This is a genomic window from Ensifer sp. WSM1721 (genome assembly GCF_000513895.2).
Taxonomy (GTDB): Bacteria; Pseudomonadota; Alphaproteobacteria; order Rhizobiales; family Rhizobiaceae; genus Sinorhizobium.
Map to the genome: position 1 here is coordinate 513,956 of NZ_CP165782.1, position 21,064 is coordinate 535,019.

The following is a 21,064-nucleotide window of genomic DNA, read 5'->3' on the forward strand; positions in this document are numbered from 1 at the left end:
ACCGCCCGTGAGCCCGGTTGCCGCAAAGTGCAGAACATCGAAGGAATGAGCCCGTCCCACCCCGCCGTCGAGCACCTTTTATCCCGCCGGCCGGGCACCGGTTCCGGCCTGACTGTGCGGCGGCGTGAGCGGCTCCCTGCAGAGCTGGCCGGTCCTGTTGGGAATTCGCCGCGATGACCTGCAACTTGCCAACGGCTCGCCGCCTGAGCTCGGACGAGCCGCATGCGGTAGCGCTCGTCGATCCGCTGACGGGTCTCGGCAATGCGCGTTACCTGCGCCAAAGCGTCTGCGCCCTGGCGGACGAACGGGCAAGTGATCCCGCGCCTTTCACCATCGGCCTTGCCAATCTCGATGGCTTCAAGCCGATCAACGACCTTTTCGGGCCGGAAGCGGGTGATCGCATCCTGCGCCAGGTGGCGCATCGGCTGAAGTCCTGTGTTCCGGAAAGCGCAACGGTGACGCGCACGACGGACGACGAATTCGCGATCGTTCTGCCGTTGACGTTTGAACGAAAGGGCGCCGAGAAGCTCGGCCAGATGCTGAAGGAGGCGCTTTCCGCCCCCTTCGCGCTCGGTGATCGCAACGTCCGACTCTCCGCATCCTTTGGTTTCGCGGTCTATCCCTTCGCCGGGGGCACCTTCGAGGATCTGCTGAAGAGCGCCGACACGGCGCTCTATCGCTCGAAACGCCGCGGCCGCGGCCAGATCACCGTCTATTCCCAGGAAATCGCCCAGGAGATGAAGCGCGCCACCGCGCTTGAGCAGGCGTTGCGCAACGCGATCATCGCCGATGAGGTCGACATGCATTTCCAGCCGATCGTCGACCTGCGCACGGATACCGTGGTCGGCTTCGAGGCGCTGGCGAGATGGTGCGACGCGGATCTCGGCTATGTCTCGCCCTCGGTATTCGTTCCGCTCGCCGAGGAGCGCGGCTTCATCGACGCGCTGGCCGACGCGCTTCTGCGCAAGGCAGCCCAGGCAGCCCTGTCGTGGCCGAAGGAACTTTTCCTTTCTTTCAATCTGTCATCCGCCCAGTTGACGGATCCGGCAACAAGCGCTCGGCTGCTGGCGATCATCGGCCAGGTCGGCCTCGATCCTCGCCGCCTCGAACTCGAAATCACCGAAACCGCCGTGATGGCCGACGCGAACGTCGCTCAGAGGATCGTCTCCGAATTGAGGACGGCGGGTGTGCGCGTGTCGCTCGACGATTTCGGAACGGGGCAATCCAGCCTCGGGCGATTAAGGGACTTCACCTTCGACAAGGTGAAGATCGACCGCGCCTTCGTATCCCGGATTTCGGCCGACCGTGCCTCCGAGCACATCGTCAGGGCCATCGTCTCGATGTGCGAGGGGCTGGAGCTAGAGGTCGTTGCCGAGGGCATCGAGCACTCTTCCGAGGCCGCGAAACTGAAGGCGCTCGGCTGCGGCATGGGGCAGGGCTATTTCTACGGCAAGCCTGCGGACGCTCTCGCCACGATGCGTTATCTGTCGCACCGTTATAGCGATCTTTAGTCTTGGCCTTCGACCTGCGAACGGTCGCGCAAGCCCTCTTCGAGGAGCCAGTCGCGAACCCGCCGCGCCTGCGTGTTGAGCTCGCGCGACCGGGGCCACACGACATAGAATGCCTGGCCGGTCTTCAGCACATGTCCTCCCACCGGCACCAGGGCGCCGGACTGCACCTGGCGTTCGATCAGATGTTCCCAGCCGAGCGCGATCCCTTCGCCGGCAAGCACGGCCTGAATCACCAGGACATAGTCGTTGATGGCGAGCCGCTTGCCTTGCGCGGGATAGGCGATGCCGGCGCTTGCGAACCATTCCGTCCAGTCGCAGGCGCGCCGCACCGGCTCCTCCAGATGGATGAGACTGTGCTTGAGCAGCTCCGCCGGTGTCCTGGGCAGGCCATGCGCCTCGATATAGGCCGGCGTCGCCACCGCCTTGACCACTTCTTCGGCTAGCAGTGCCGCGTGATAGCGCGGCCATTGGCCAGGGTCGCCACCACGAACGCCCAAGGGGATCGGTTCCTCGTCGAGATCGAGGTCGCGTACGCTCGTCTGGATGCGGAGGTCGATTTCCGGCAGGTCCTCGCGTAGTCGGTTGAGGCGCGGCAGCATCCACATGGAGGCAAACGCCGTCGACGCCGCGAGCGTCACGTTCGTCTCGCGGCCCTTGGCGCGGATGTCCTCCGCCGATTTCTGGATGCGTGCGAGGCCGACGGAGACATTGGCGTGGAACTTCTCCCCGGCTTCCGTCAATTCGACCGCCCGGTGCACGCGGTGAAAGAGCGGAACGCCGAGCTGGTCTTCAAGCCCGCGTATGGCGTAGGAGACCGCTGCCTGAGTCATGCCGAGCTCATTGGCGGCGCGCGTGAAATTCTGATGGCGGCCAGCCGCCTCGAAAACGATGAGGCTTGCGGCCGAGGGAAGAAGGCGGCGCAGGTTGTCCATAAGGTCCACTTATATCATGCGTCAAATTTTTCCTGCGTTACAACGGCCTCTCTCGTCAATACCATCATTGCAAATGATGGGAGGTGACGATGGGAACGGTGTCAGAAGCCGGAGAAGTGCCAAGACGGACCCGCGGCGCGCGAGCGCAGCGGCGCGAGGGCGGCAGGGTTCCCGGCGTTCCCTATATTGTTCGCAACATACCGACCTACGACATTCTCGGCGAGGAGAGCCTGGAGCGCATCGAACGGACGGCGGATCGTATTCTCGCGGAAGTCGGCATCGAGTTCCGCGACGATCCGGCGGCGCTCGGGCACTGGAAAAGGGCCGGCGCGAAGGTCGGTGGCGTCCGCGTCACTTTCGAGCCGGGCATGTTGAAGGAGATCGTCCGTTCCGCACCGCGGCAATTCACGCAGCACGCCCGAAACCCCGTCCGCAGCGTCGAGATCGGCGGCCGCAACGTCGTCTTCTCGCCGGCCTATGGCTCTCCCTTCGTCACGGATCTGGACAGAGGGCGGCGCTATGGAACGATCGAGGACTTCCGCAATCTGGTGAAGCTCGCCCAATCGAGCCCATGGCTGCACCATTCCGGCGGGACGATCTGCGAACCGGTCGACGTTCCGGTCAACAAGCGTCACCTCGATATGGTCTATAGCCACATCAAATATTCCGACCGCGCCTTCATGGGCTCGATCACGGCGGAGGAGCGCGCCGAGGATTCGATCGAAATGGCCCGCATTCTCTTCGGCGCCGACTTCGTCGACCGGAACTGCGTCATTCTCGGCAATGTCAACGTCAATTCGCCGCTCGTCTGGGACGGGACCATGACGAAATCGCTGCGCGCCTATGCGCGTGCCAACCAGGCGGCGGTCATCGTGCCTTTCATTCTCGGCGGCGCCATGGGCCCCGTCACCAATGCCGGCGCCATCGCGCAATCCTATGCGGAAACGCTTGCCGGTTGTGCGCTGACGCAGCTCGAACGCAAGGGCGCGCCGGTGATCTTCGGCAATTTCCTGTCGTCCATGTCGCTCCGCTCCGGCTCGCCGACCTTCGGCACGCCCGAACCGGCAATCGGCAGCATGGTCGTAGGCCAGCTCGCTCGCCGGCTCGGCCTTCCCTTGCGCTGCGCCGGCAATTTCTCCAATTCGAAACGGCCGGACGCCCAGGCGATGCAGGAGGGCGTCATGTCAATGCTCTCAGCCGTGCACTGCGGCGCCAATTTCATCCTGCATTCGGCGGGCTTCGTCGATGGGCTGCTCGCCATGTCCTACGAGAAATTCGTGATGGATACCGATTTCTGCGGCGCGCTCCACTCCTATCTCGCCGGCGTCGTGGTCGACGACAACACGCTCGCCATGGACGCCTTTCTGGAGGTCGGGCCTGGCAATCATTTTCTCGGCTGCGAGCACACGATGCGCAACTATCAGACCGCCTTTTGGGACAGTGCGCTTTCCGACAACGAACCCTTCGAGAAATGGGTCGAGCAGGGGGAGACGGACATGGCGCTGCGTGCCAACCGATATTGGAAGAAGGCGCTCGCCGAATACGAAGCGCCGCCTTTGGACGTGGCAATCGATGAGGCGCTGCGGGACTATGTCGCAAGGCGCAAGAGCACTATGCCCGACGCTTGGTATTGAGAGTCTCCGAACAGGGCCGGTTTCTGCGACACGCCGAGATTGAATCGGCACGATTCTACAGCGCCGTGCGTCTTTTCAGACGCACAAAGGACGCTGTAGCACTTTGAATTGCTGCATGTTTCCTTAAATCGGGTACGATTTGAGGAAACATGCAGTAAGGAAAGATGCACTAGAGAACGAAAAGCGGCGCCTTGGGCGCCGCTCTCGCTAGCCAGTCACTCGCAGGCTTACTGCTGCGGTGCGGGCTGTGCCGGCTGAGTCGGAGCCGGGGTCGTGCCGGTCGCAGAAGTTGTCGACGTGTCGACCGGCTGGGCGGCGTTCCGCTCGGCCATCAACTGCGCCTTCGTCTTGAACTCCGGTGCAGCCTTCAGCGACTCGGCCGTTTCCGTGGTCGTCAGCTTCATCGTGTTCGCTTCAGCGTCCTCGGTGACCTCGATCTTATCGAACGGCACTGCGACGTTCTTTTCACCGATGCCGAGGAAACCGCCAACACCGACCACCGCAGCGGCAACGCCGCCTTCCTTCTTGATGATCAGGTCGTTGATCTCGCCGATGCTTTCATCGTTGGGGTTGTAGACCGATTGTCCAATATAGGTATTGGCGGAAATCTGGTCTGCGGCCTGTTCAGTCAAGTAGGTGGCTTCGCCAGCGGCCATTTCGGTCGACTTATCGGCAGGAGCCGGCGTCTGCGCCTGCTCGCCAGGTGCCGGGGCCGGTGTGGTCGCATCCGGTGTGGCCGGCGCCGGTTCCATGGTCTGGGTCTCGGGTGCCGGAGCCGGCGGCGTGGTTGTCTGCTGTGCGAAACTTGTCGGGGCAACGGCAACGCCCACGAGAAGCGCGCCAGCGGCAACGGAAGATATAAGTCTCTCTCTCATTTCAGACTGCCTTTCGTTGACGTTGTCGAGCAAGGCGCAGGCTCAGCCATCGGCCAGCGACACTGCGCCAGTGACACTCAAGCAACGCCCGGCGGCGGAAACTGTTCCGTAGAATTTGCAGCCGCCAAACGCATCGCCTCCGAGTATTGGCCGCCTTTTCAGCCAGTGGAAATGCGACGATCGTCAATTGGCCGGAAAGTCCGCGCCTGGCGACGCATCTCCATCATGCTTTCGCACGAGCGCGATCTTCTCAGCCGCTCGCCAATACGCCGCGCAGCCAGGTGACCACGCGGCGTACGAATATCGAGTAACGGTCGTCTTCCCCGATCACTAATGGCTCTCGCGAAGCACCTCATCGCCGCTCTTGCCGACGAGGAAATCCAGGTCGGCGCCCCTGTCTGCCTGCAGCACGGTGTCGTGATAGAGCTTATAGTAGCCGCGTTGCCATTTCTGCTCCGGCGGCTGCCAGGCAGCCATGCGGGCTGCGAGTTCCTCCTCGCTGATCAGCAGGTTCAACTCGCCTTTCATGGCGTCGAGCCGGATGCGGTCCCCGCTCTTAACGATCGCAAGCGGCCCGCCTGCATTGGCTTCCGGGCTCACATGCAGGACCACGGTGCCGAAGGCGGTGCCGGACATGCGCGCATCCGAGATGCGTACCATGTCGCGAACGCCTCTTTCGACGAGCCGGCGCGGAATCGGCATGTTGCCGACTTCCGCCATGCCGGGATATCCCTTGGGACCGCAGCCCTTGAGGACGAGGATCGTATCCTCGGTCACCGGCAGGTCCGGATCGTCGATCTTTGCCTTCAAATCTTCGATGGTTTCGAAAACATAGGCCGGTCCCTCATGGGCGAGCAGGTGCTCGCTCGCCGCCGACGGCTTGATGACCGCGCCGTTCGGCGCGAGATTGCCCTTGAGCACGCGAATGCCGGCAGCCGCGCGGAGCGGATTGTCGAGCGGGCGGATGACGTCGTCGTTATAGACCTCCGCGCCCTCCCAGTATTTGCTGATCGGCACGCCGGAAACGGTCGGCGCATCGGCGTGGAGCAGGTGCTGAATGCGGTTCATGACCGCCGGCAGGCCGCCCGCATAGGCGAGATCCTCGATCAGATATTTGCCCGAGGGCATGCAGTTGACGATGCAGGGCACCTGCCCGCCCACGCGGTCGAAATCGTCGAGACAGAGATCGACACCGGCACGTCCGGCGATCGCCAGCATATGCACGACGGCGTTTGTCGACCCACCGACAGCGGCATTGGCGATGATGCCGTTCTCGAAGTTCTCCTTCGTCAGGATCTTCGACAATCTCAGATCTTCGTGCACCATCGCGACGATCCGCTTGCCGGTCATGTGCGCGAGCGCCATGCGGCGGGCATCGACGGCGGGGAGCGCTGCGTTGGTCGGCAGCGAAAGCCCCATCGCTTCCACCACCGAAGCCATCGTCGTCGCCGTGCCCATGGTCATGCAAACACCCGGCGAGCGCGACATGCCGCTTTCGGCGGCCATGAACTCCTGCATGCTCATTTCGCCGGCCCGCACGGCCTCCGAGAATTTCCAGACATCCGTGCCGGAGCCGATATCCTTGCCTTTCCATTTGCCGTTCAGCATCGGACCGGAGGAAACGACGATCGTCGGCAGATCGACGGAGGCGGCCCCCATCAATTGCCCGGGTGTCGTCTTGTCGCAGCCGCCGAGAAGCACGACACCGTCGATGCCATAGGCGCGGATAGCCTCCTCGACATCCATCGCGAGCAGATTGCGGAAGAGCATGGCGGTCGGCCGCATCTGCGTTTCGCCGAGCGACGACACCGGAAACTCGACCGGAAAGCCGCCCGCTTCCCAGACGCCGCGCTTCACGCCCTCGGCGAGGATGCGCAGATGGCTGTTGCAGGGAGTGAGTTCGGACCAGGTATTGCAGATGCCGATGATCGGCCGCCCGTCGAAAACGTGGTCGGGAAAGCCCTGGTTCTTCATCCAGGACCGGTGAATGAAGCCGTCCTTGTGTGTCCCGCCGTACCAGTGACGGCTTCTCAGCTCTTTTTTCTTATCGCTCATTCGAGCACTCCCTTTCCATCGCGATTCAGCGCATGGATCAATTGTATGACTTTTTATCGGCGAGGCGCCAGAACTTAATTGAGATCAGAGCCGGAAGGCGGGTTCGAAGCGTCCCTTGACCTCGATGCCGAGCTCGAACGTCTTGCCGGCATCCGGATCGGCGGCGCGCGCGGCATCGTCCATGTCCTGCCAGGCGGAGGTCACCAGCAGCCGATCGGCCTTCGCCCCCACAAAAGCCGGGCAGCTCGGCTGCGTCGCAGGCACGGCATAGCGGGCGACCTTCCGTCCGTCGGGCTTATAGACCTCGACGGCGCCGGCACCCCAGCGGGCATTCCAGATCAACCCGTCGGCATCGCAGACAGCGCCGTCTACGCCGCCGGGCTTGGCACTCTCGTCGGAAAGGAGAACCGGATCGCCGGTGGGGAGGGCGGTCGCCGGATCGATGTCGACCCGCATCAGATGGTTGACGTCGGTGTCCGTGAAATAGGCGGTGGCGCCATCGGGGGAGAAGCAGATCGCGTTCGGGATGGTGATGCTGCTGTATAGCTTCGTCACCCGATCCCCGGCCACGTGGTATATCGCCCCCGCATGCTTCTCGGCCTTCCGTCCCATCGTGCCGATCCAGAGCGCGCCTGAGGGATGAACGCGTCCGTCATTGGAGCGGTTGCCCGGCCTGTCTTCGAGGGTGGCGAAGAGGCTGAGCGCATAGCTTTCCGTATCGCGGATGAACAGGCCCAGATCGGAGGCGATCAATTGCCGGGTCGGATCGATCACCGCGAGCACGCTGCCGAGGAAGGGCAGGGGATGAACCGTCTTGCGGCCGCTTTCGAGGTGAAGCTCATGCAACTCCTGGCCCTTGATGTTGAACCACCAGGCCGTGCCGGTCGCCGGGTCGAAGGTCGGGCCCTCCCCGAGTTCGGAGGCGAAGTCGCAGAGGATGCGGCCGGAAAAGGGTACGAGCTCGGTCATTGCCTTCCTCCATAGACGGCGTCATAGGCTGCAAGCGTCGCCGCCGCCCGCTCCCGGACATCAGCGGCGCTCATGCCCGGTTTGTAGAGGCTGGAGCCGAGGCCGAATGAGCGGACCCCAATTTTTGCGTAATCGGCGAAATTGGCTTCCGAGACGCCGCCGACGGCGGCGATTTCGAGATCCGCCGGAAGCACCGCGCGGATCGCCGCGATGCCGGACGGGCCAAGCACGCTAGCCGGGAAGAATTTAAGACCGCTTGCTCCGGCCGCCGCCGCCGCCAGCGCCTCCGTCGGCGTGAAGACACCCGGCATCGTCACCATGCCTTTCGCGGCGGCAAGGCGAATGACCGAAAGCTCGACGTTGGGGCTTACCATCAGCCGCCCGCCGACGTCGGCGAGGCGGTCCACGTCGGCAGTCGTGAGCACCGTGCCCGCGCCGATCAGAGAGTCGAGGGGGGCCATCTTCACGGCCGTTTCGATGGAGCGGAACGGCTCGGGAGAGTTGAGCGGGATTTCGATTGCCGTGAAGCCCGTTTCAAGCAGGGCGCCGACCACGCCCTCGGCCTCCTCGGGCTTCAGCCCGCGCAGGATGGCGATCAGTGGGTATTTCAACGGCGGCAGGGAAATGCGGTTCATGTTCTTGTCTTTCCGTCAAAGAGGCCATATCGCCCGGGCGGCGGCCGCGAGCCCGACTCTGACCGCCTCATCCGCGTCGACGACACGGACGGTGAGCCCTTGGCTCTCCAGGGCCGTGCGATAGAGTGCGCCGAGTCCGCCGGAGGCGACGAGGCAGATGCCGTCCACGCGGCCGGCCGCAGCGAGTGCTCCGGCAATTTCGAGGCCGATCAGGGTGCCTGAGAGCCGCGCCCTTGCGTCGGCGGCGCCGGTATTGTTCAAAAGTTGTCCCGCGCGGACGGAGAAAAGCAGGTTCGTCGCAAGCGCCGGATTTTCCCGCGCGCTCCTAACGGCCTCGGCGAAAGCAGGGCTTTCGGCGGCAAAGCCGTCCGCATCCGCCACGGCGTGGCTCAGAATCGTATGGCGCGAGATTGCCTCGAAGAGCTCGCCCGTCATGAAGGTCGAGAAGCCCTCAACCGTCTCGTCCGCAAGGCGAACCCATTTGCTGTGGGTCCCGGGCATGCAGACGAGATGCCGCCCGCCGCCGAGCATTCCGGCTGCGCCGAGGAGCTGCGTTTCCTCGCCGCGCATAACGTCCGGGTGCTGGTCGTTGCGCTGGGCGAGCCCCGGCAGGATGCGGATGTCGCGATCGACGTCCGGCACTGCGATGGCATGGCTGGCGATGGCGGAAAGCGCTGCCGGCGTTTCGAGGTAGCCGGCTTCCTTCCAACCCTGACGGGCGCCCGCCATCCCACAGATGATGATCGGCAGATGGGCAGGCGCCGAGACGGCGGCGAGGTGGTTGTCGAGCACGGCGTGGAAACCAGTCTTCGCCGCGGTCGTCATGCCTTCTGCGCTACGGCGCTCGGCGACCACCGCCCCGTCCTCGCCGATGATCCACAGCCGGAAGCTCGAGGTCCCCCAGTCCACCGCGGCGTAGTAACCTGCCGTCATCAAAACACGCCTCCATCGATGATCATGGTCTGTGCAGTCATCGCCGCCGAGCTGTCCGATGCCAGGAAGAGACAAGGTCCGACGAGATCGTCGGCGATGAGCATGCGTTTCAGGCACTGTCGTTCCTGCATGCGCGCGATCGCCTCGTCGTCGAGCCAGAGTCGCCTCTGCCGTTCGGTGACGATCATGCCCGGCAGGATGGCGTTGACGCGGATATTGTCCGGGCCGAGCTTCCCGGCGAGCGACTTGGTCAGGCCGATGATTCCCGCCTTGGCAGTGGCATAGGTGGGGATTTCCGGCATGTTCAGCATGAAGGCTATAGACGAGAAATTGATGATCGAGCCGCCGCCTTGGCGCCTCATATGCGGCGCGATCACCTGGGACATGAAGAAATAGTGCCTGAGATTGACGGCAAGCCCTTCATCCCAGCTTTGCTCGGTTACCGCCTCAAGCGTCTGGCGGTCGTCTCTTGCGGCGTTGTTGACGAGGACATGCACCGAACCGAGCGCCGCGGCCGCCGCTTCGGCAGCGTTCCGGGCCGCTTCGACATCGCGAAGGTCGGCGGGAATGAAGTGAGGTACTCGCCCGGTCTCTGCCGCGAGCCTTTCGCAGAACGCTCGGCTCGGCTCCTCCGCGATATCGACGAAGGCTACGCGCGCGCCCTGTCGCGCGAATGCCTCGACCAGAGCGGCGCCTATGCCGGAACCGCCGCCGGTGACCAGAACGCCGCGGTTGCGCAGGTCAGGAAACTGGCTGCTCGGTAAGGTCATGAATGGGCCTCTCCCCGACACCGCAGATGCGGAATGAACGAGTTCCATTATATGGAACAATGTTTTACTATCTGGAATTATCGCGCCAAGACGTTTATCCTGTCAAGGTGGCAGGGCCGGTGGAAACGGAAGAGATGAGTCGAAATAGAGCAAACGATTTGCAAGAGGAGGCTGCCGGCACCGGCACGCTTGGCAAGGCCATGGCAGTGCTCGAGGCCGTGGCGATGGCTGACCGCCCGCAACGCTTCACGGACATACTTCAATCCGTTCGACAGCCGCGTGGCACGTTGCACCGGTTGCTTGGCCACCTTGTCGAGGAGGGGCTCCTGGTACAGCGCCGGGATCTGTCCTACGAACCCGGGCTTCGTCTTCTGAAGTTCGCCTACCGCTCCTGGTCCGGCAACCGCTTTCGCGACATCGCCGAGCCGCATCTCCTGCGTTTGCACGAATTGACCGGCGAGACGGTGCATTTGGGAGTTCTGCGCGAAACCGAGATCATCTATGTCGACAAGGTGGAAAGCCGGCAGACGGTGCGCATGAGCTCGCAGATCGGCAAGGCATCGCCGGCCTATTGCACGGGGATCGGCAAGGCGGCGCTATCGTCGCTCTCTCCGAGCGAGCTGGAGCGGATTGCCGCGAAGCTGGAGTTCCGTCCCTTCACCGCGCACACCCATCGTTCCGCTCAATCGTTGCTGGCCGAAATCGAGGAGATTCGCCGTGACGGGCACGCCTTCGATCGCGAGGAGCACGAGGCCGAGATCTGCTGCGTGGCTGCGCCGATCGCGGTTCGGGAACAAGATCTGGTTGCCGGCGTCTCGGTGACGGGACCGTCCTATCGCGTCAACATGGAGCAGCTTGCCGCCTGGGCCGCGGACGTGCGAAGGGCGGCGGCGGCGATAGAGGAGGAAGTGCGGATCCGTCTTGGCCCACGCCGGGAGGGGCGCTAGAGCTTTTTGCGCTTGAATATGGAAGGTTGAGGATCGCTTTACGGTAAATTAGAAGTTTCGACTGGACGAAAGCACTCAGGATTAGTAGTTTCAACCTGTGAGAATCCCGTCTCCACGATTGGTTGCACGCTTGTGCCGTTGAGTCTGGCGGGCTTTGACAACGCACCATGACACCGAAGCGGCCGGATCTCGGATCGGGGCCGGATGCGGGAGCCGAAAACATGATAGATTTCAGCGCCGATATATCCTCATTGGTCCTCCCCGATGGCCGGTCCGTGAGGGAACCGATCGACAGCGAGGACGACGTTAGGCGCGTCCTCGACCGGGTCTCGGAAGCCTTCGGCTTTCGCGGTTTCATGGTTCTCGCCATTCCCGACACCGGCTGTCACAGCCTGGCCGCGCAGGCACTGCTAACGACCTGGCCGGCGGATTTCCTGAGGCGTTACGACAGTGCCCGTCTGATCGACGGCAGCCCTGTGATCCAGCGTTTGCGGCGCAGCACCATTCCGTTCACCTACGACGCGTACCAACTGGCGCGCCGACGCTTGGACGGCAAGGGCGATGCCGCCGTTTGCGTCTTCGAGTACGCCAATATGCCGCGGGGTGTCTACCTGCCGGTGCATGACGCCGCCGGACAGCGTGCGGCCGTCGCCTTCGGCGGCGATCGCTCTGCCGTCTCCAGTGACGAATTGCAGGCGCTCAATCTGTGGGCCGGACTTGTTTACAGCCGGCTTAACGAAGTGAGGGCGCGCGACCGGCGCGGCCCCGGCAGTCTTTCCCGGCGCGAGATCGAGTGTCTGCGCTGGGCCGCGGCGGGCAAGACCACGGTGGAGATGGCACGGATCATGGCGCTGTCGGAATACACCGTGAACCACTATCTGAACCGTGCGACCCGCAAACTGGATTCGGTCAACCGCGTTCAAACCGTCGCCAAGGCGATCCGCGCCGGGCTGATCAATTAGGACGGACGGGGTGCGCCGCGGCTTCCGCCTGCATGCCGTGTCACGGCCGCTGCCACTTCGCGGGCATGACGACTGAGGCGCGGCGAAATACACAGGCTTTTGCGTATCAAAAGTGACGATCGTCAATCACCTGTTGGCATTGCTCGGCGGCTCAGGCTATTTGATAAACGATGAATGCCATGGAACGCGCGAATGCAAGATATGATGACGACGGGGACGACTGAGATCGATCTGCCCCGGGGCGGTGATTTCGCGTCTGAAATCGCAAGGCTGGAGACCCAGTTCGACATCATCCGCTATATGCGGCGGATTACGCAGATCTTTGGCTTCAAGACCTTCCTCATTTGTACCATTCCGGCCATCGACGTCGAGCGGCTGTCCGCCACCACGGTGATCTCGAACATGCCGGCCGAACTCCTCAACAAGTACGACAGTCTGTCGATGCTGCGTTTCAGCACTGGTGTGCGCCGTTTGAGAGAGACTACGACGCCGTTCCAGATCACGCTCGAAGACTGGGAGAAGGAGAGAGGCAAGCCTGAATCCTCCGCGGACTATATCGCCATGCTGCGCGACAACGGCATCTTCCAGGCAAACTATTTTCCGGTCCATGACGCCGAAGGCGGGCGCGGCGCGGTCATCCTCATGGGCCCACAGGCGGAATTGCCGATGACGGCGGCGATGGAACTGCAGATGATCGCGATCCACGTCTATAACCGCCTGGCCGAGATCGGCTCCGTCTGGAAGAGCACCAACACCGTTTTGTCCGAGCGCGAAATTCAGTGCCTGAGTTGGACAGCGGCCGGCAAGACCAGCGCTGAGATCGCCGGCATCCTCGGTTTGTCAGAGCACACCGTCAATCACTACCTGAACCACGTCACCAAGAAGCTCGACGCGGTCAACCGCACGCAGGCAGTCGTGAAGGCGATGAAGAGGGGCTATATCACCTGATCCAAAGCACGTCGCTGACTGGGTTTGAATGCGGCTTGCCGAAATTGCCGGGTGAAGCGAAGCTGCCAAATGATTGCCAGTTCGTCGTGCTCTCTGCCTGTGCCTAAATCATGTGCATGCCCGGAAATCGAGCAAGTTTACTCTTGCATTTTTCGCGACGCGATCTCTCATCTATCTGAAAATACTCGTTTTTGCTGTTGTGCCGCAAACTGGCACGCATTCTGCATGTCCTTTGGCATGTCCAGAGGGGACTAAAATAAGACAGCGCCCAAGAAGGTCGCGAAGAAAGGGCCGCCACCGATCGCCCGTGATCCCGGATGTACGGACACGGCGATCGGCTGGCGGCTCCTCATTTTTTCTCCGTCGCATTGGCGAAGCGTCCCGGCTCCATTATCTACTGCGCACTGCATGTTACTTGGATCGAATTCGATTTAAGGACAAATACATGCAGCAAGTGCTACAGCGGCCGTTGCGCGTCTGAAAGGACGCGCCGCGCTGCAATTCCTTAAATCGGATTCGATTTGGGGATAGATTACACAGCAGTTCAAAGCGTTACCGCACGCACAGGGCCTCGGCCGCGTGAACGGAACAGATAAGAGGGCGAGATGCCGGACGTGACCAGGGAAATGGTTCTTGAGAAGCTGCGGAACGTCCGCGGTCCGGACATGGAGAGCAATATCGTCGATCTCGGCCTTGTCTCCGATGTTTTCATTTCCGACGGCAAGGCCTATTTCTCGATCACCGTGCCGGCGGAGCGGGCGAAGGAGCTCGAACCGATGCGTGCGGCGGCCGAACGGGTCGTGCGCGAGATACCCGGCGTGAAGGCGGCTATGGTGGCATTGACCGCTGACCGCAAGGCAGCGCCCCAGTCCGCACCGGTGCAGCGCCCGGCGCCAGCCTCCGGGCAGCCGCATGGCCAACGGCCGGCCGGCGCTGCCAAGACGGGCATTCCGGGGGTGGGCGCCATCATCGCCGTCGCCTCGGGCAAGGGTGGCGTCGGCAAGTCCACGACGTCCGTCAATCTGGCGCTGGCGCTTCAGGCAAACGGCCTGAAGGTCGGGCTCCTCGACGCCGATATCTACGGCCCCTCGATGCCGCGACTGTTGAAGATTTCTGGCAGGCCTCAGCAAATCGAAGGGCGCCTCATCCGCCCGATGGAAAACTACGGGCTGAAGGTAATGTCTATGGGCTTCCTCGTCGACGAGGAGGTCGCGATGATCTGGCGCGGCCCGATGATCCAGTCGGCGCTCCTGCAGATGTTGCGCGAGGTGGCCTGGGGCGAGCTCGACGTGCTCGTCGTCGACATGCCGCCGGGAACAGGCGACGCGCAACTGACCATGGCCCAGCAGGTGCCGCTCGCCGGCGCCGTCATCGTGTCGACGCCGCAGGACCTCGCGCTCGTCGATGCTCGCAAGGGCCTGACGATGTTCCGCAAGGTCGAGGTCCCGGTCCTCGGGATCGTCGAGAACATGAGCTATTTCGTGGCGCCGGATACGGGCACGCGCTACGACATTTTCGGCCACGGCGGCGCGAAGAAGGAAGCGGAACGCATCGGCGTGCCGTTCCTTGGCGAGGTGCCTCTGACGATGGGCATTCGCGAAACCTCCGATGCGGGAACACCGCTTGTGGTCTCCGAGCCTGAAGGCGAGGTCGCGCGCATCTACCGCGAGATCGCCGCACGGGTCTGGGAGCAGGTCGCCGCAGCGCGGCAGGACAAGAGCCGGGCAATGCCCAACATCGTTTTCGAGTAGATTTCAGTCCATGGGAGCGGAACGGCGCCGCGGTTCTTCGCCCATTTCGCGCTAACTCATCGGAAATGATCACATAATGTGATCCAGGGTGGATGCGAGCTCAGTACCGGAGCAACATGCCGCAGGGAACCGCATCCGTGGGGGGCATTGATTTTGCGTGACCTTTGCGTCATATGCCTTGCCTCGCGCGCCGGGCAATCGTCCCGGCGCCTCTCGCCGGAGATTTCGGCCCCGCGACAACCGGCTACCGATTGTCGATTCGGGCGGAAGCCTTCATCAGATTGATCTGCATCGTGGAAATCGTGTGGCGGCTGATCGCTCCAAACCTTCAGGGTTCATCGTCGTCGGCCGCATGAAAAAGGCGACCACATGATCACAGGCTACTGCGTCAACGGTGAAGCTGTCGTTCTCTCGACGGCAGAGCCGCCGGCGGCCCTGCGCCCCGATATCGTCTGGATCGACCTCGTCGAGCCGACCAAGGCGGAAGACCTGATGATGGAGGGTCTGCTCGGGATTTCCATCCCGACGCGGCAGGACCTCAAGGACATAGAGCCGTCGAGCCGGCTCTACACCGACGACGACGCCGTCTTCATGACCGCGTCGCTGGTCTATAGGAGCGACACTGAAATGCCGGGGCTGACGGATGTCGGCTTCATTCTGGCGGGTAAGCGGCTTGTCACGGTGCGCTACGCCGAACCGCGGGCGTTCGGGCTCTTCAAGGCCGGCATGCATCGCATCCCCGGCGGCTGCCGCAACGGCGCTGTGATCCTGACACGGCTGCTCGAGACGATCGCCGACCGCACGGCGGAAATTCTCGAGCAGGCGGTCGACAAGATCGACGAGTTGTCGCTTGAGGTCTTCGGCGAAAAGGCTACCGGCAAGCGCCGGCCGCCGCACTTTCTCGAGGCGCGCCTGCGTGACGTGGCTGGTCATCACCGACTCCTCGCCAAGACACGTGACAGCCTCGCGTCGCTTTCGCGGCTGCTGACCTTCGTCTACACCGTGCCCGATGTGCAGGAGGACAAGGACAGCCGCGAACTTTGCCGCTCCATCTCCCGGGACATACAATCGCTCTCCGAGCATGCGGCCTTTATCTCAGGCAATATCACCTTTCTGCTCGATGCTTCTCTCGGTCTCATCAATGTCGAGCAGAATGCGATCATCAAGATCTTCTCGATTGCTTCGGTCGTTCTCCTGCCGCCGACCCTGGTGGCATCCGTCTACGGCATGAATTTCCGCGTGATGCCGGAGCTCGAATGGCAGTTCGGCTATCCGTGGGCGCTTGCGGCCATGGTGCTTTCGGCCGTGATACCCTTCCTCTTTTTCCGCTGGAAAGGCTGGCTTTAAGAGCCTGTTGGACGCGCATGTCTCAATTGTCTGCTCCCGCCGTGCGTGGGTCCGAAAATACGCGTCGACTGATTGCGCTGGCGCTTGGCTCCATCGGCGTCGTCTACGGCGATATCGGCACCAGCCCGCTCTATGCCTTTCGCGAGGCGCTGCGCCCCGTTTCGCATGACGGTGTAACGGACGTGGAGATCATCGGCTTGATCTCGCTGATGATCTGGTCGCTGACGATCATCGTCACGATAAAATACGTGCTTTTCCTGCTACGAGCCGACAACCAGGGCGAGGGTGGCACCCTGTCCCTGCTGGCGCTGCTCATGAAGACCGCCAACGGACATACGGCGATCCTGTTCTTCATGGGGATTGCCGGGGCGGCGCTCTTCATCGGCGACGCGATGATCACTCCGGCGCTGTCGGTGCTCTCGGCCGTAGAGGGGTTGAAGCTGGTGACGCCGGCGCTGAGTGAATATGTCGTTCCGATCGCGGTGGTGATCCTCCTGCTCCTCTTCGCGGTGCAGTCGAAGGGCACCAGCGCGGTTTCCAATTTCTTCGGGCCGATAACGTTGGTCTGGTTCCTTGTCATGGGCGCGATCGGCCTCGTGCATATCGCGGACGATCCGTCGATCTTCAAAGCTTTCAACCCGTTCTACGCCGCCACCTTCCTGCTCAACGAAGGCTATGTCGGCATCGTTGTGCTTGGCGCCGTCTTCCTCACAGTTACCGGAGCCGAGGCGCTTTACGCCGATCTAGGCCACTTCGGCCGGAGGCCCATCCAGTGGGCCTGGTTCACCATCGTCTTCCCCGCGCTGACCCTTAACTATCTTGGGCAGGGCGCCTTCGTTCTCGAGAATCCGGAGGCGATGTCCGATCCTTTCTTCCTGATGTTTCCGAAATGGGCGCTGCTTCCCGCCGTCATTCTCGCCACGGCGGCGACGATCATCGCCAGCCAGGCGGTGATCACGGGCGCCTTTTCGCTCACGCGCCAGGCGATCCACCTCGGCTTCCTGCCGCGCATGGCGATCTTCCACACCTCCGAGACCCATACGGGCCAGATCTATCTGCCGAACGTCAACACGCTGCTGATGTTCGGCGTCATGGCGCTCGTTTTCGTCTTCGGCTCGTCCGAGGCGCTGGCGACCGCCTACGGCATCTCCGTCACCGGCGCGATGGTGGTCACGACGGTGCTCTCCTTCGAATTCCTGCGTATGCGCTGGAACTGGTCCGGCTGGTGGGCGGCCGGTGCGCTCCTGCCGCTGTTCCTATTGGAATTCGTCTTCCTTGGAGCCAATATGCTGAAGGTCCACGATGGCGGCTATGTGCCGATCCTGATCGCTACGACCTTCATTATCATCATGTGGACCTGGAAGCGCGGCACCGAGATACTGCACGCCAAGACGCGCCATATCGACATTCCGCTGGCGAGCTTCATCAAGTCGATCGAACGCAAGAGCGAACATGCGCCCGTGGCCGTGCCGGGCACGGCGATCTTCCTGACGAGCGACCCGGATTCGACGCCCGCCGCCCTGCTGCATAATATCAAGCACAATCATGTGCTGCATCAGCAGAACTTCGTCCTGACGATCCGTACCGCCAACACGCCGAAGGTGCCGAAGGAGGAGCGCGTCAGCGTGCGACCGCTGTCGGACCGCTTCACGCTGCTCGAAATGAAGTTCGGCTTCATGGAGACGCAGAACGTCTCGCAGGCGCTGGGCCTCTTCCGTAAATCGGGCCTCAAATTCGACATCATGTCGACCTCGTTCTATCTCGGCCGCCGCAAGCTCGTTCCCGACGCCCAATCCGGCATGCCGCATTGGCAGGACCGCCTGTTCATTGCGCTCGCCAACGCGGCGATCGACCCGTCCGATTATTTCCGCCTGCCGACGAACCGCGTGGTCGAGCTCGGTTCGCACGTGATCATCTAAGCGGGACCCCCACAATCTGCCGCTTCGGGCGCGTCCGCATTAACCAAACATCAAGGTTAATGCTTCATTTTCGAGGCTCGAACGAAGCGGTCCCGGGGAGCCGTCCGATCGCTTCCAAAACCTAGCGTTCTGCACGGAATCTTGCTGCTGGTCGTGTACCGGCCTGCGAGAACGCGTGCCCGAGTAAGAGTTGCGTGGAGCTGACCGGTGCGTAAGAGTGAAAGAGTGCGTCGCAAGTTTCGCCCGCCCCTCACGACCTGGCGCGCCCCCGCGATCATAGGCCTTGCGCTCTTCCTCGGCTTTCCTTCGGCCGTCGCCTATTCCGACCTCGCGACCTTTCTTTCCGGCATCAATCGCGGCGGAGAGCGCTGGCGGATGTATATGACGCAATCGCCCGCGGGCTCCGTCCACGAGGTGGAGATGGTGTTCGCCGATCCGATCACCACCGGTGCGCTCGATGGCGGCGCCGGCATGACGATGCCGGACGGCAGCCGTGTGGCGTTGACGGCTGAAACCAAACATCAGGGGACGCCGGACGAGGATCGCGTCACCCGCAAGCTCAAGAAGGGGCGCATCGTCGCCGTCAGCCCGGTGACACCACCGAAGGATTTTACTGCCGGCTCGATTCTTCAGCGCACGAGCTCGCTCATGGAACCGGTCTTCGACGGCCCCGAAAGAATGATCTTTGCCAAGCCGAAGATCAAAGGCAAGGAGATCGAGATCGCCACGGCCTTCTACCGGAAGAAGCCGCCGAAGCTCGAACCCGGCCTTTCGCCGATGCTTGCCAACCTCGTCACCAACGACAAGCCCGACATTCTCGCGACTGCCTATGTCCGGCCCGAGCCGGACTATGCGCGTGAATCGCCTTTCGATTCGATTCTGCGCGAGGACAAGAACGGCGGGCGTTTCATTCCGGACATTGCGCCTGACGACCATGCCTGGGCAGCAACGCCGTTGCCCGCCACAGTCTTCAGCAAGGAAGAGCAGACCTGCCTGGCCGAAGGGATCTATTTCGAAGCCCGCAGTGAGCCTGTGAAGGGGCAGGCGGCGGTCGCGCAGGTGATTCTCAATCGCGTTCGCAATCCGACTTATCCGAAGACGATTTGCGGTGTCGTGTACCAGAACAAGGCCTGGCGCAATCGCTGCCAATTCTCCTTCGCCTGCGACATGATCCGCGACCTGATCTATTCGCGCTCCCATTGGAAAACGGCCAAGGAAGTGGCGATGGCCGTCACCGCCGGCAAGATCTGGCTGCCCGAGGTGGGCTCCGCAACACATTATCACGCCACCTATGTGAAGCCCGCCTGGGCGAAGACGATGAAGCGGGTCGGCAAGATCGGGCTGCACATCTTTTATCGAACCTATGGCGGCGGCTGGAGCTGACGATTCCGGCAGCGCGGCGACGGCAGAAGCCGAGCCCTCCGGCGAAGATTCCCGTTGCACCTTTGTCGCAGCTTGTCGCACTTATTGTTAAGCCATTGAAATTCAAAAGCAATATTGTCCACGTTCAACCTCCCCGCATGCCTTGACTATGCAAGGTCCTAAAACTATGTTGCGCGCGACTTCAAATGGGGCCGAGGCGTGGCTTGAACACCGGCCGTTTGTATGACCGAGATCGCGTTCGACCGCGTGGGGCTGCAAAGGGGAGCCATGTGACGGAGAAACCGGAAGAGAGTCTGGAAGCGCGGCTCAAGCGCCTTGGCGAAGACATCAAGTCCAAGCGGGCGGATGTCTCGGACGAGACGGAAAGGCGCGCCGACGAAAGCCGCAAGGGCTACGCAGCGGCGATGAAGCTTTCGAGCGAATTCATCGCCGGCATCGTGGTTGGGGCGTTTCTGGGCTATCTTTTGGACCACTTTGCGGGTACAGGGCCGTGGGGCATGATCGTCCTCCTGCTTCTCGGGTTCTGTGCCGGTGTCTTGAACGTGCTGCGTTCTGCCGGCCTGGTGGCGACACCCGATCAGCGGAAAGGCGGCCCCGGGGATAACAAGAAGGACGAGGGTGGCACCTGAGGTGTCGCCCGGAAGAACACGGTTTCCGCTCGCGGGCGGGCAAAACGAAAGAGAAGCGCGGTGTCAAACGATCCGACCCACCAGTTCCTGGTCAACAAGATTGTCCCGATCGAGATTGGCGGAATTGACTTTTCCTTCACTAATGCGTCGCTGTTCATGGTCGCGACCGTCGGCGTGGCCGCTGGCTTCCTTTACCTGACGACGTCACAGCGCGGGCTGATCCCGACGCGGATGCAGTCGGTGTCGGAAATGTCCTACGAGTTCATCGCCTCGATGCTTCGCGAGGGCGCCGGTAGCCACGGGATGAAATTCTTCCCGATGGTCTTCTCGCTGTTCATGTTCATTCTCACGGCGAACCTGCTCGGCATGTTCCCGTATTTCTTCACTGTCACCAGCCAGATCATTGTGACCTTCGCGCTCGCCGTCTTCGTGATCGGCACGGTCATTCTCTACGGTTTCTACAAGCACGGCCTCGGCTTCCTCAATCTCTTCGTGCCGCATGGTGTGCCGGGCGCGCTTCTGCCGCTGGTGGTGGCGATCGAAGTCATCTCGTTCCTTTCCCGTCCGATCAGCCTTTCGGTCCGTCTCTTCGCCAACATGCTGGCGGGCCATATCACGCTGAAGGTCTTCGCAGGCTTCGTCGCTTCGCTCAGCGCCTTTGGAGCGCTCGGCATCGGCGGCGCGGTCCTGCCGCTCATCATGACCGTCGCTCTCACCGGTCTCGAATTCCTGGTCGCCTTCCTCCAGGCCTATGTCTTTGCGGTGCTGACTTGCATGTACCTCAATGACGCCGTCCACCCGGGAAGCCACTAAGGAATAACAGTCGCTCGCTTCCGGTCGGCTTGAGCCGCCGGGGGCGCAAAT

The 21,064-nt window shown here is 62.3% G+C and carries 18 protein-coding genes; 11 read left to right on the forward strand and 7 right to left on the reverse strand.

Translation table 11 applies throughout. The annotated features are described in order from the left end of the window. Window positions 1-173: 173 nt before the first annotated feature. Window positions 174-1,511 carry a bifunctional diguanylate cyclase/phosphodiesterase gene (locus M728_RS02465; protein WP_034882834.1) on the forward strand — a complete coding sequence of 446 codons (1,338 nt, stop codon included), beginning with the start codon at window positions 174-176 and terminating at the stop codon, window positions 1,509-1,511. Here the strand turns inward: M728_RS02465 and M728_RS02470 are convergent. Continuing rightward, complete coding sequence (locus M728_RS02470) at window positions 1,508-2,443, reverse strand: LysR substrate-binding domain-containing protein (RefSeq protein ID WP_026618442.1); 936 nt, start codon at window positions 2,441-2,443, stop codon at window positions 1,508-1,510. The two genes, M728_RS02465 and M728_RS02470, sit on opposite strands and share 4 nt — an antisense overlap. 89 nt (window positions 2,444-2,532) lie before the next feature. Here M728_RS02470 and M728_RS02475 point away from each other — a divergent pair, with 89 nt between their 5' ends. Next, window positions 2,533-4,077 carry a trimethylamine methyltransferase family protein gene (locus tag M728_RS02475; protein ID WP_026618443.1) on the forward strand — a complete coding sequence of 515 codons (1,545 nt, stop codon included), beginning with the start codon at window positions 2,533-2,535 and terminating at the stop codon, window positions 4,075-4,077. Window positions 4,078-4,304: 227 nt separating this feature from the next. Here the strand turns inward: M728_RS02475 and M728_RS02480 are convergent, their stop codons facing one another. The 6 genes from M728_RS02480 to M728_RS02505 form a co-directional block, all read right to left on the reverse strand. Next, complete coding sequence (locus M728_RS02480) at window positions 4,305-4,952, reverse strand: PRC-barrel domain-containing protein (protein WP_026618444.1); 648 nt, start codon at window positions 4,950-4,952, stop codon at window positions 4,305-4,307. Window positions 4,953-5,282: 330 nt separating this feature from the next. Next, entirely contained in the window at window positions 5,283-7,007 is a 1,725-nt protein-coding gene (locus M728_RS02485; RefSeq protein ID WP_026618445.1) for an IlvD/Edd family dehydratase, read from the reverse strand. An 84-nt stretch (window positions 7,008-7,091) separates the two neighbouring features. After that, the gene (locus M728_RS02490) at window positions 7,092-7,976 is read right to left on the reverse strand and encodes an SMP-30/gluconolactonase/LRE family protein (RefSeq protein WP_026618446.1); all 885 of its coding nucleotides are present in this window, start codon (window positions 7,974-7,976) and stop codon (window positions 7,092-7,094) included. Further along, window positions 7,973-8,611: a 2-dehydro-3-deoxy-6-phosphogalactonate aldolase gene (locus tag M728_RS02495; RefSeq protein WP_026618447.1), complete on the reverse strand. Its 639-nt coding sequence runs from the start codon at window positions 8,609-8,611 to the stop codon at window positions 7,973-7,975. Before M728_RS02495 ends, M728_RS02490 begins: the two co-directional genes overlap by 4 nt. A 15-nt stretch (window positions 8,612-8,626) precedes the next feature. Then, window positions 8,627-9,547, reverse strand: a complete 921-nt coding sequence (locus M728_RS02500) for a 2-dehydro-3-deoxygalactonokinase (RefSeq protein WP_026618448.1) — start codon at window positions 9,545-9,547, stop codon at window positions 8,627-8,629. Next, the gene (locus M728_RS02505; protein ID WP_026618449.1) at window positions 9,544-10,314 is read right to left on the reverse strand and encodes an SDR family NAD(P)-dependent oxidoreductase; all 771 of its coding nucleotides are present in this window, start codon (window positions 10,312-10,314) and stop codon (window positions 9,544-9,546) included. Before M728_RS02505 ends, M728_RS02500 begins: the two co-directional genes overlap by 4 nt. A 134-nt stretch (window positions 10,315-10,448) precedes the next feature. Between M728_RS02505 and M728_RS02510 the strand changes: the two genes are divergently transcribed. The 9 genes from M728_RS02510 (at window position 10,449) to M728_RS02550 (ending at window position 21,013) form a co-directional block, all read left to right on the forward strand. Continuing rightward, window positions 10,449-11,261, forward strand: coding sequence for an IclR family transcriptional regulator (locus M728_RS02510; RefSeq protein ID WP_034882907.1), 813 nt, complete (start codon window positions 10,449-10,451; stop codon window positions 11,259-11,261). 221 nt (window positions 11,262-11,482) lie between these two features. Further along, window positions 11,483-12,223: a LuxR family transcriptional regulator gene (locus tag M728_RS02515; protein ID WP_026618450.1), complete on the forward strand. Its 741-nt coding sequence runs from the start codon at window positions 11,483-11,485 to the stop codon at window positions 12,221-12,223. A gap of 192 nt (window positions 12,224-12,415) precedes the next feature. After that, the gene (locus tag M728_RS02520; protein WP_026618451.1) at window positions 12,416-13,171 is read left to right on the forward strand and encodes a LuxR family transcriptional regulator; all 756 of its coding nucleotides are present in this window, start codon (window positions 12,416-12,418) and stop codon (window positions 13,169-13,171) included. A 605-nt stretch (window positions 13,172-13,776) separates the two neighbouring features. After that, a complete protein-coding gene (gene apbC / locus M728_RS02525) occupies window positions 13,777-14,922 on the forward strand; it encodes an iron-sulfur cluster carrier protein ApbC (RefSeq protein WP_026618452.1) in 1,146 nt (381 codons plus the stop codon). A 369-nt stretch (window positions 14,923-15,291) separates the two neighbouring features. Beyond that, window positions 15,292-16,269 (forward strand): magnesium transporter CorA family protein, encoded by a 978-nt coding sequence (locus M728_RS02530; protein WP_026618453.1) that lies wholly within the window; start codon window positions 15,292-15,294, stop codon window positions 16,267-16,269. A 17-nt stretch (window positions 16,270-16,286) separates the two neighbouring features. Continuing rightward, window positions 16,287-18,188, forward strand: a complete 1,902-nt coding sequence (locus tag M728_RS02535) for a potassium transporter Kup (protein WP_034882842.1) — start codon at window positions 16,287-16,289, stop codon at window positions 18,186-18,188. 225 nt (window positions 18,189-18,413) lie between these two features. Next, window positions 18,414-19,571 (forward strand): cell wall hydrolase, encoded by a 1,158-nt coding sequence (locus M728_RS02540; protein ID WP_156943295.1) that lies wholly within the window; start codon window positions 18,414-18,416, stop codon window positions 19,569-19,571. Window positions 19,572-19,840: 269 nt separating this feature from the next. Then, window positions 19,841-20,200: an AtpZ/AtpI family protein gene (locus tag M728_RS02545; protein WP_026618456.1), complete on the forward strand. Its 360-nt coding sequence runs from the start codon at window positions 19,841-19,843 to the stop codon at window positions 20,198-20,200. Between the two features lie 60 nt (window positions 20,201-20,260). Beyond that, complete coding sequence (locus M728_RS02550) at window positions 20,261-21,013, forward strand: F0F1 ATP synthase subunit A (RefSeq protein ID WP_026618457.1); 753 nt, start codon at window positions 20,261-20,263, stop codon at window positions 21,011-21,013. Window positions 21,014-21,064 lie beyond the last annotated feature (51 nt).

What these genes read in the sequence shown, in the direction of transcription:
- M728_RS02470 (WP_026618442.1), bottom strand. Translation starts at nt 2,443, where the DNA reads ATGGACAACCTGCGCCGCCTTCTTCCCTCGGCCGCAAGCCTCATCGTT.
- M728_RS02535 (WP_034882842.1), top strand. Translation starts at nt 16,287, where the DNA reads ATGTCTCAATTGTCTGCTCCCGCCGTGCGTGGGTCCGAAAATACGCGT.
- M728_RS02495 (WP_026618447.1), bottom strand. Translation starts at nt 8,611, where the DNA reads ATGAACCGCATTTCCCTGCCGCCGTTGAAATACCCACTGATCGCCATC.
- M728_RS02475 (WP_026618443.1), top strand. Translation starts at nt 2,533, where the DNA reads ATGGGAACGGTGTCAGAAGCCGGAGAAGTGCCAAGACGGACCCGCGGC.
- M728_RS02480 (WP_026618444.1), bottom strand. Translation starts at nt 4,952, where the DNA reads ATGAGAGAGAGACTTATATCTTCCGTTGCCGCTGGCGCGCTTCTCGTG.
- M728_RS02530 (WP_026618453.1), top strand. Translation starts at nt 15,292, where the DNA reads ATGATCACAGGCTACTGCGTCAACGGTGAAGCTGTCGTTCTCTCGACG.
- M728_RS02485 (WP_026618445.1), bottom strand. Translation starts at nt 7,007, where the DNA reads ATGAGCGATAAGAAAAAAGAGCTGAGAAGCCGTCACTGGTACGGCGGG.
- M728_RS02515 (WP_026618450.1), top strand. Translation starts at nt 11,483, where the DNA reads ATGATAGATTTCAGCGCCGATATATCCTCATTGGTCCTCCCCGATGGC.
- apbC (WP_026618452.1), top strand. Translation starts at nt 13,777, where the DNA reads ATGCCGGACGTGACCAGGGAAATGGTTCTTGAGAAGCTGCGGAACGTC.
- M728_RS02465 (WP_034882834.1), top strand. Translation starts at nt 174, where the DNA reads ATGACCTGCAACTTGCCAACGGCTCGCCGCCTGAGCTCGGACGAGCCG.
- M728_RS02510 (WP_034882907.1), top strand. Translation starts at nt 10,449, where the DNA reads ATGAGTCGAAATAGAGCAAACGATTTGCAAGAGGAGGCTGCCGGCACC.
- M728_RS02520 (WP_026618451.1), top strand. Translation starts at nt 12,416, where the DNA reads ATGCAAGATATGATGACGACGGGGACGACTGAGATCGATCTGCCCCGG.
- M728_RS02505 (WP_026618449.1), bottom strand. Translation starts at nt 10,314, where the DNA reads ATGACCTTACCGAGCAGCCAGTTTCCTGACCTGCGCAACCGCGGCGTT.
- M728_RS02490 (WP_026618446.1), bottom strand. Translation starts at nt 7,976, where the DNA reads ATGACCGAGCTCGTACCCTTTTCCGGCCGCATCCTCTGCGACTTCGCC.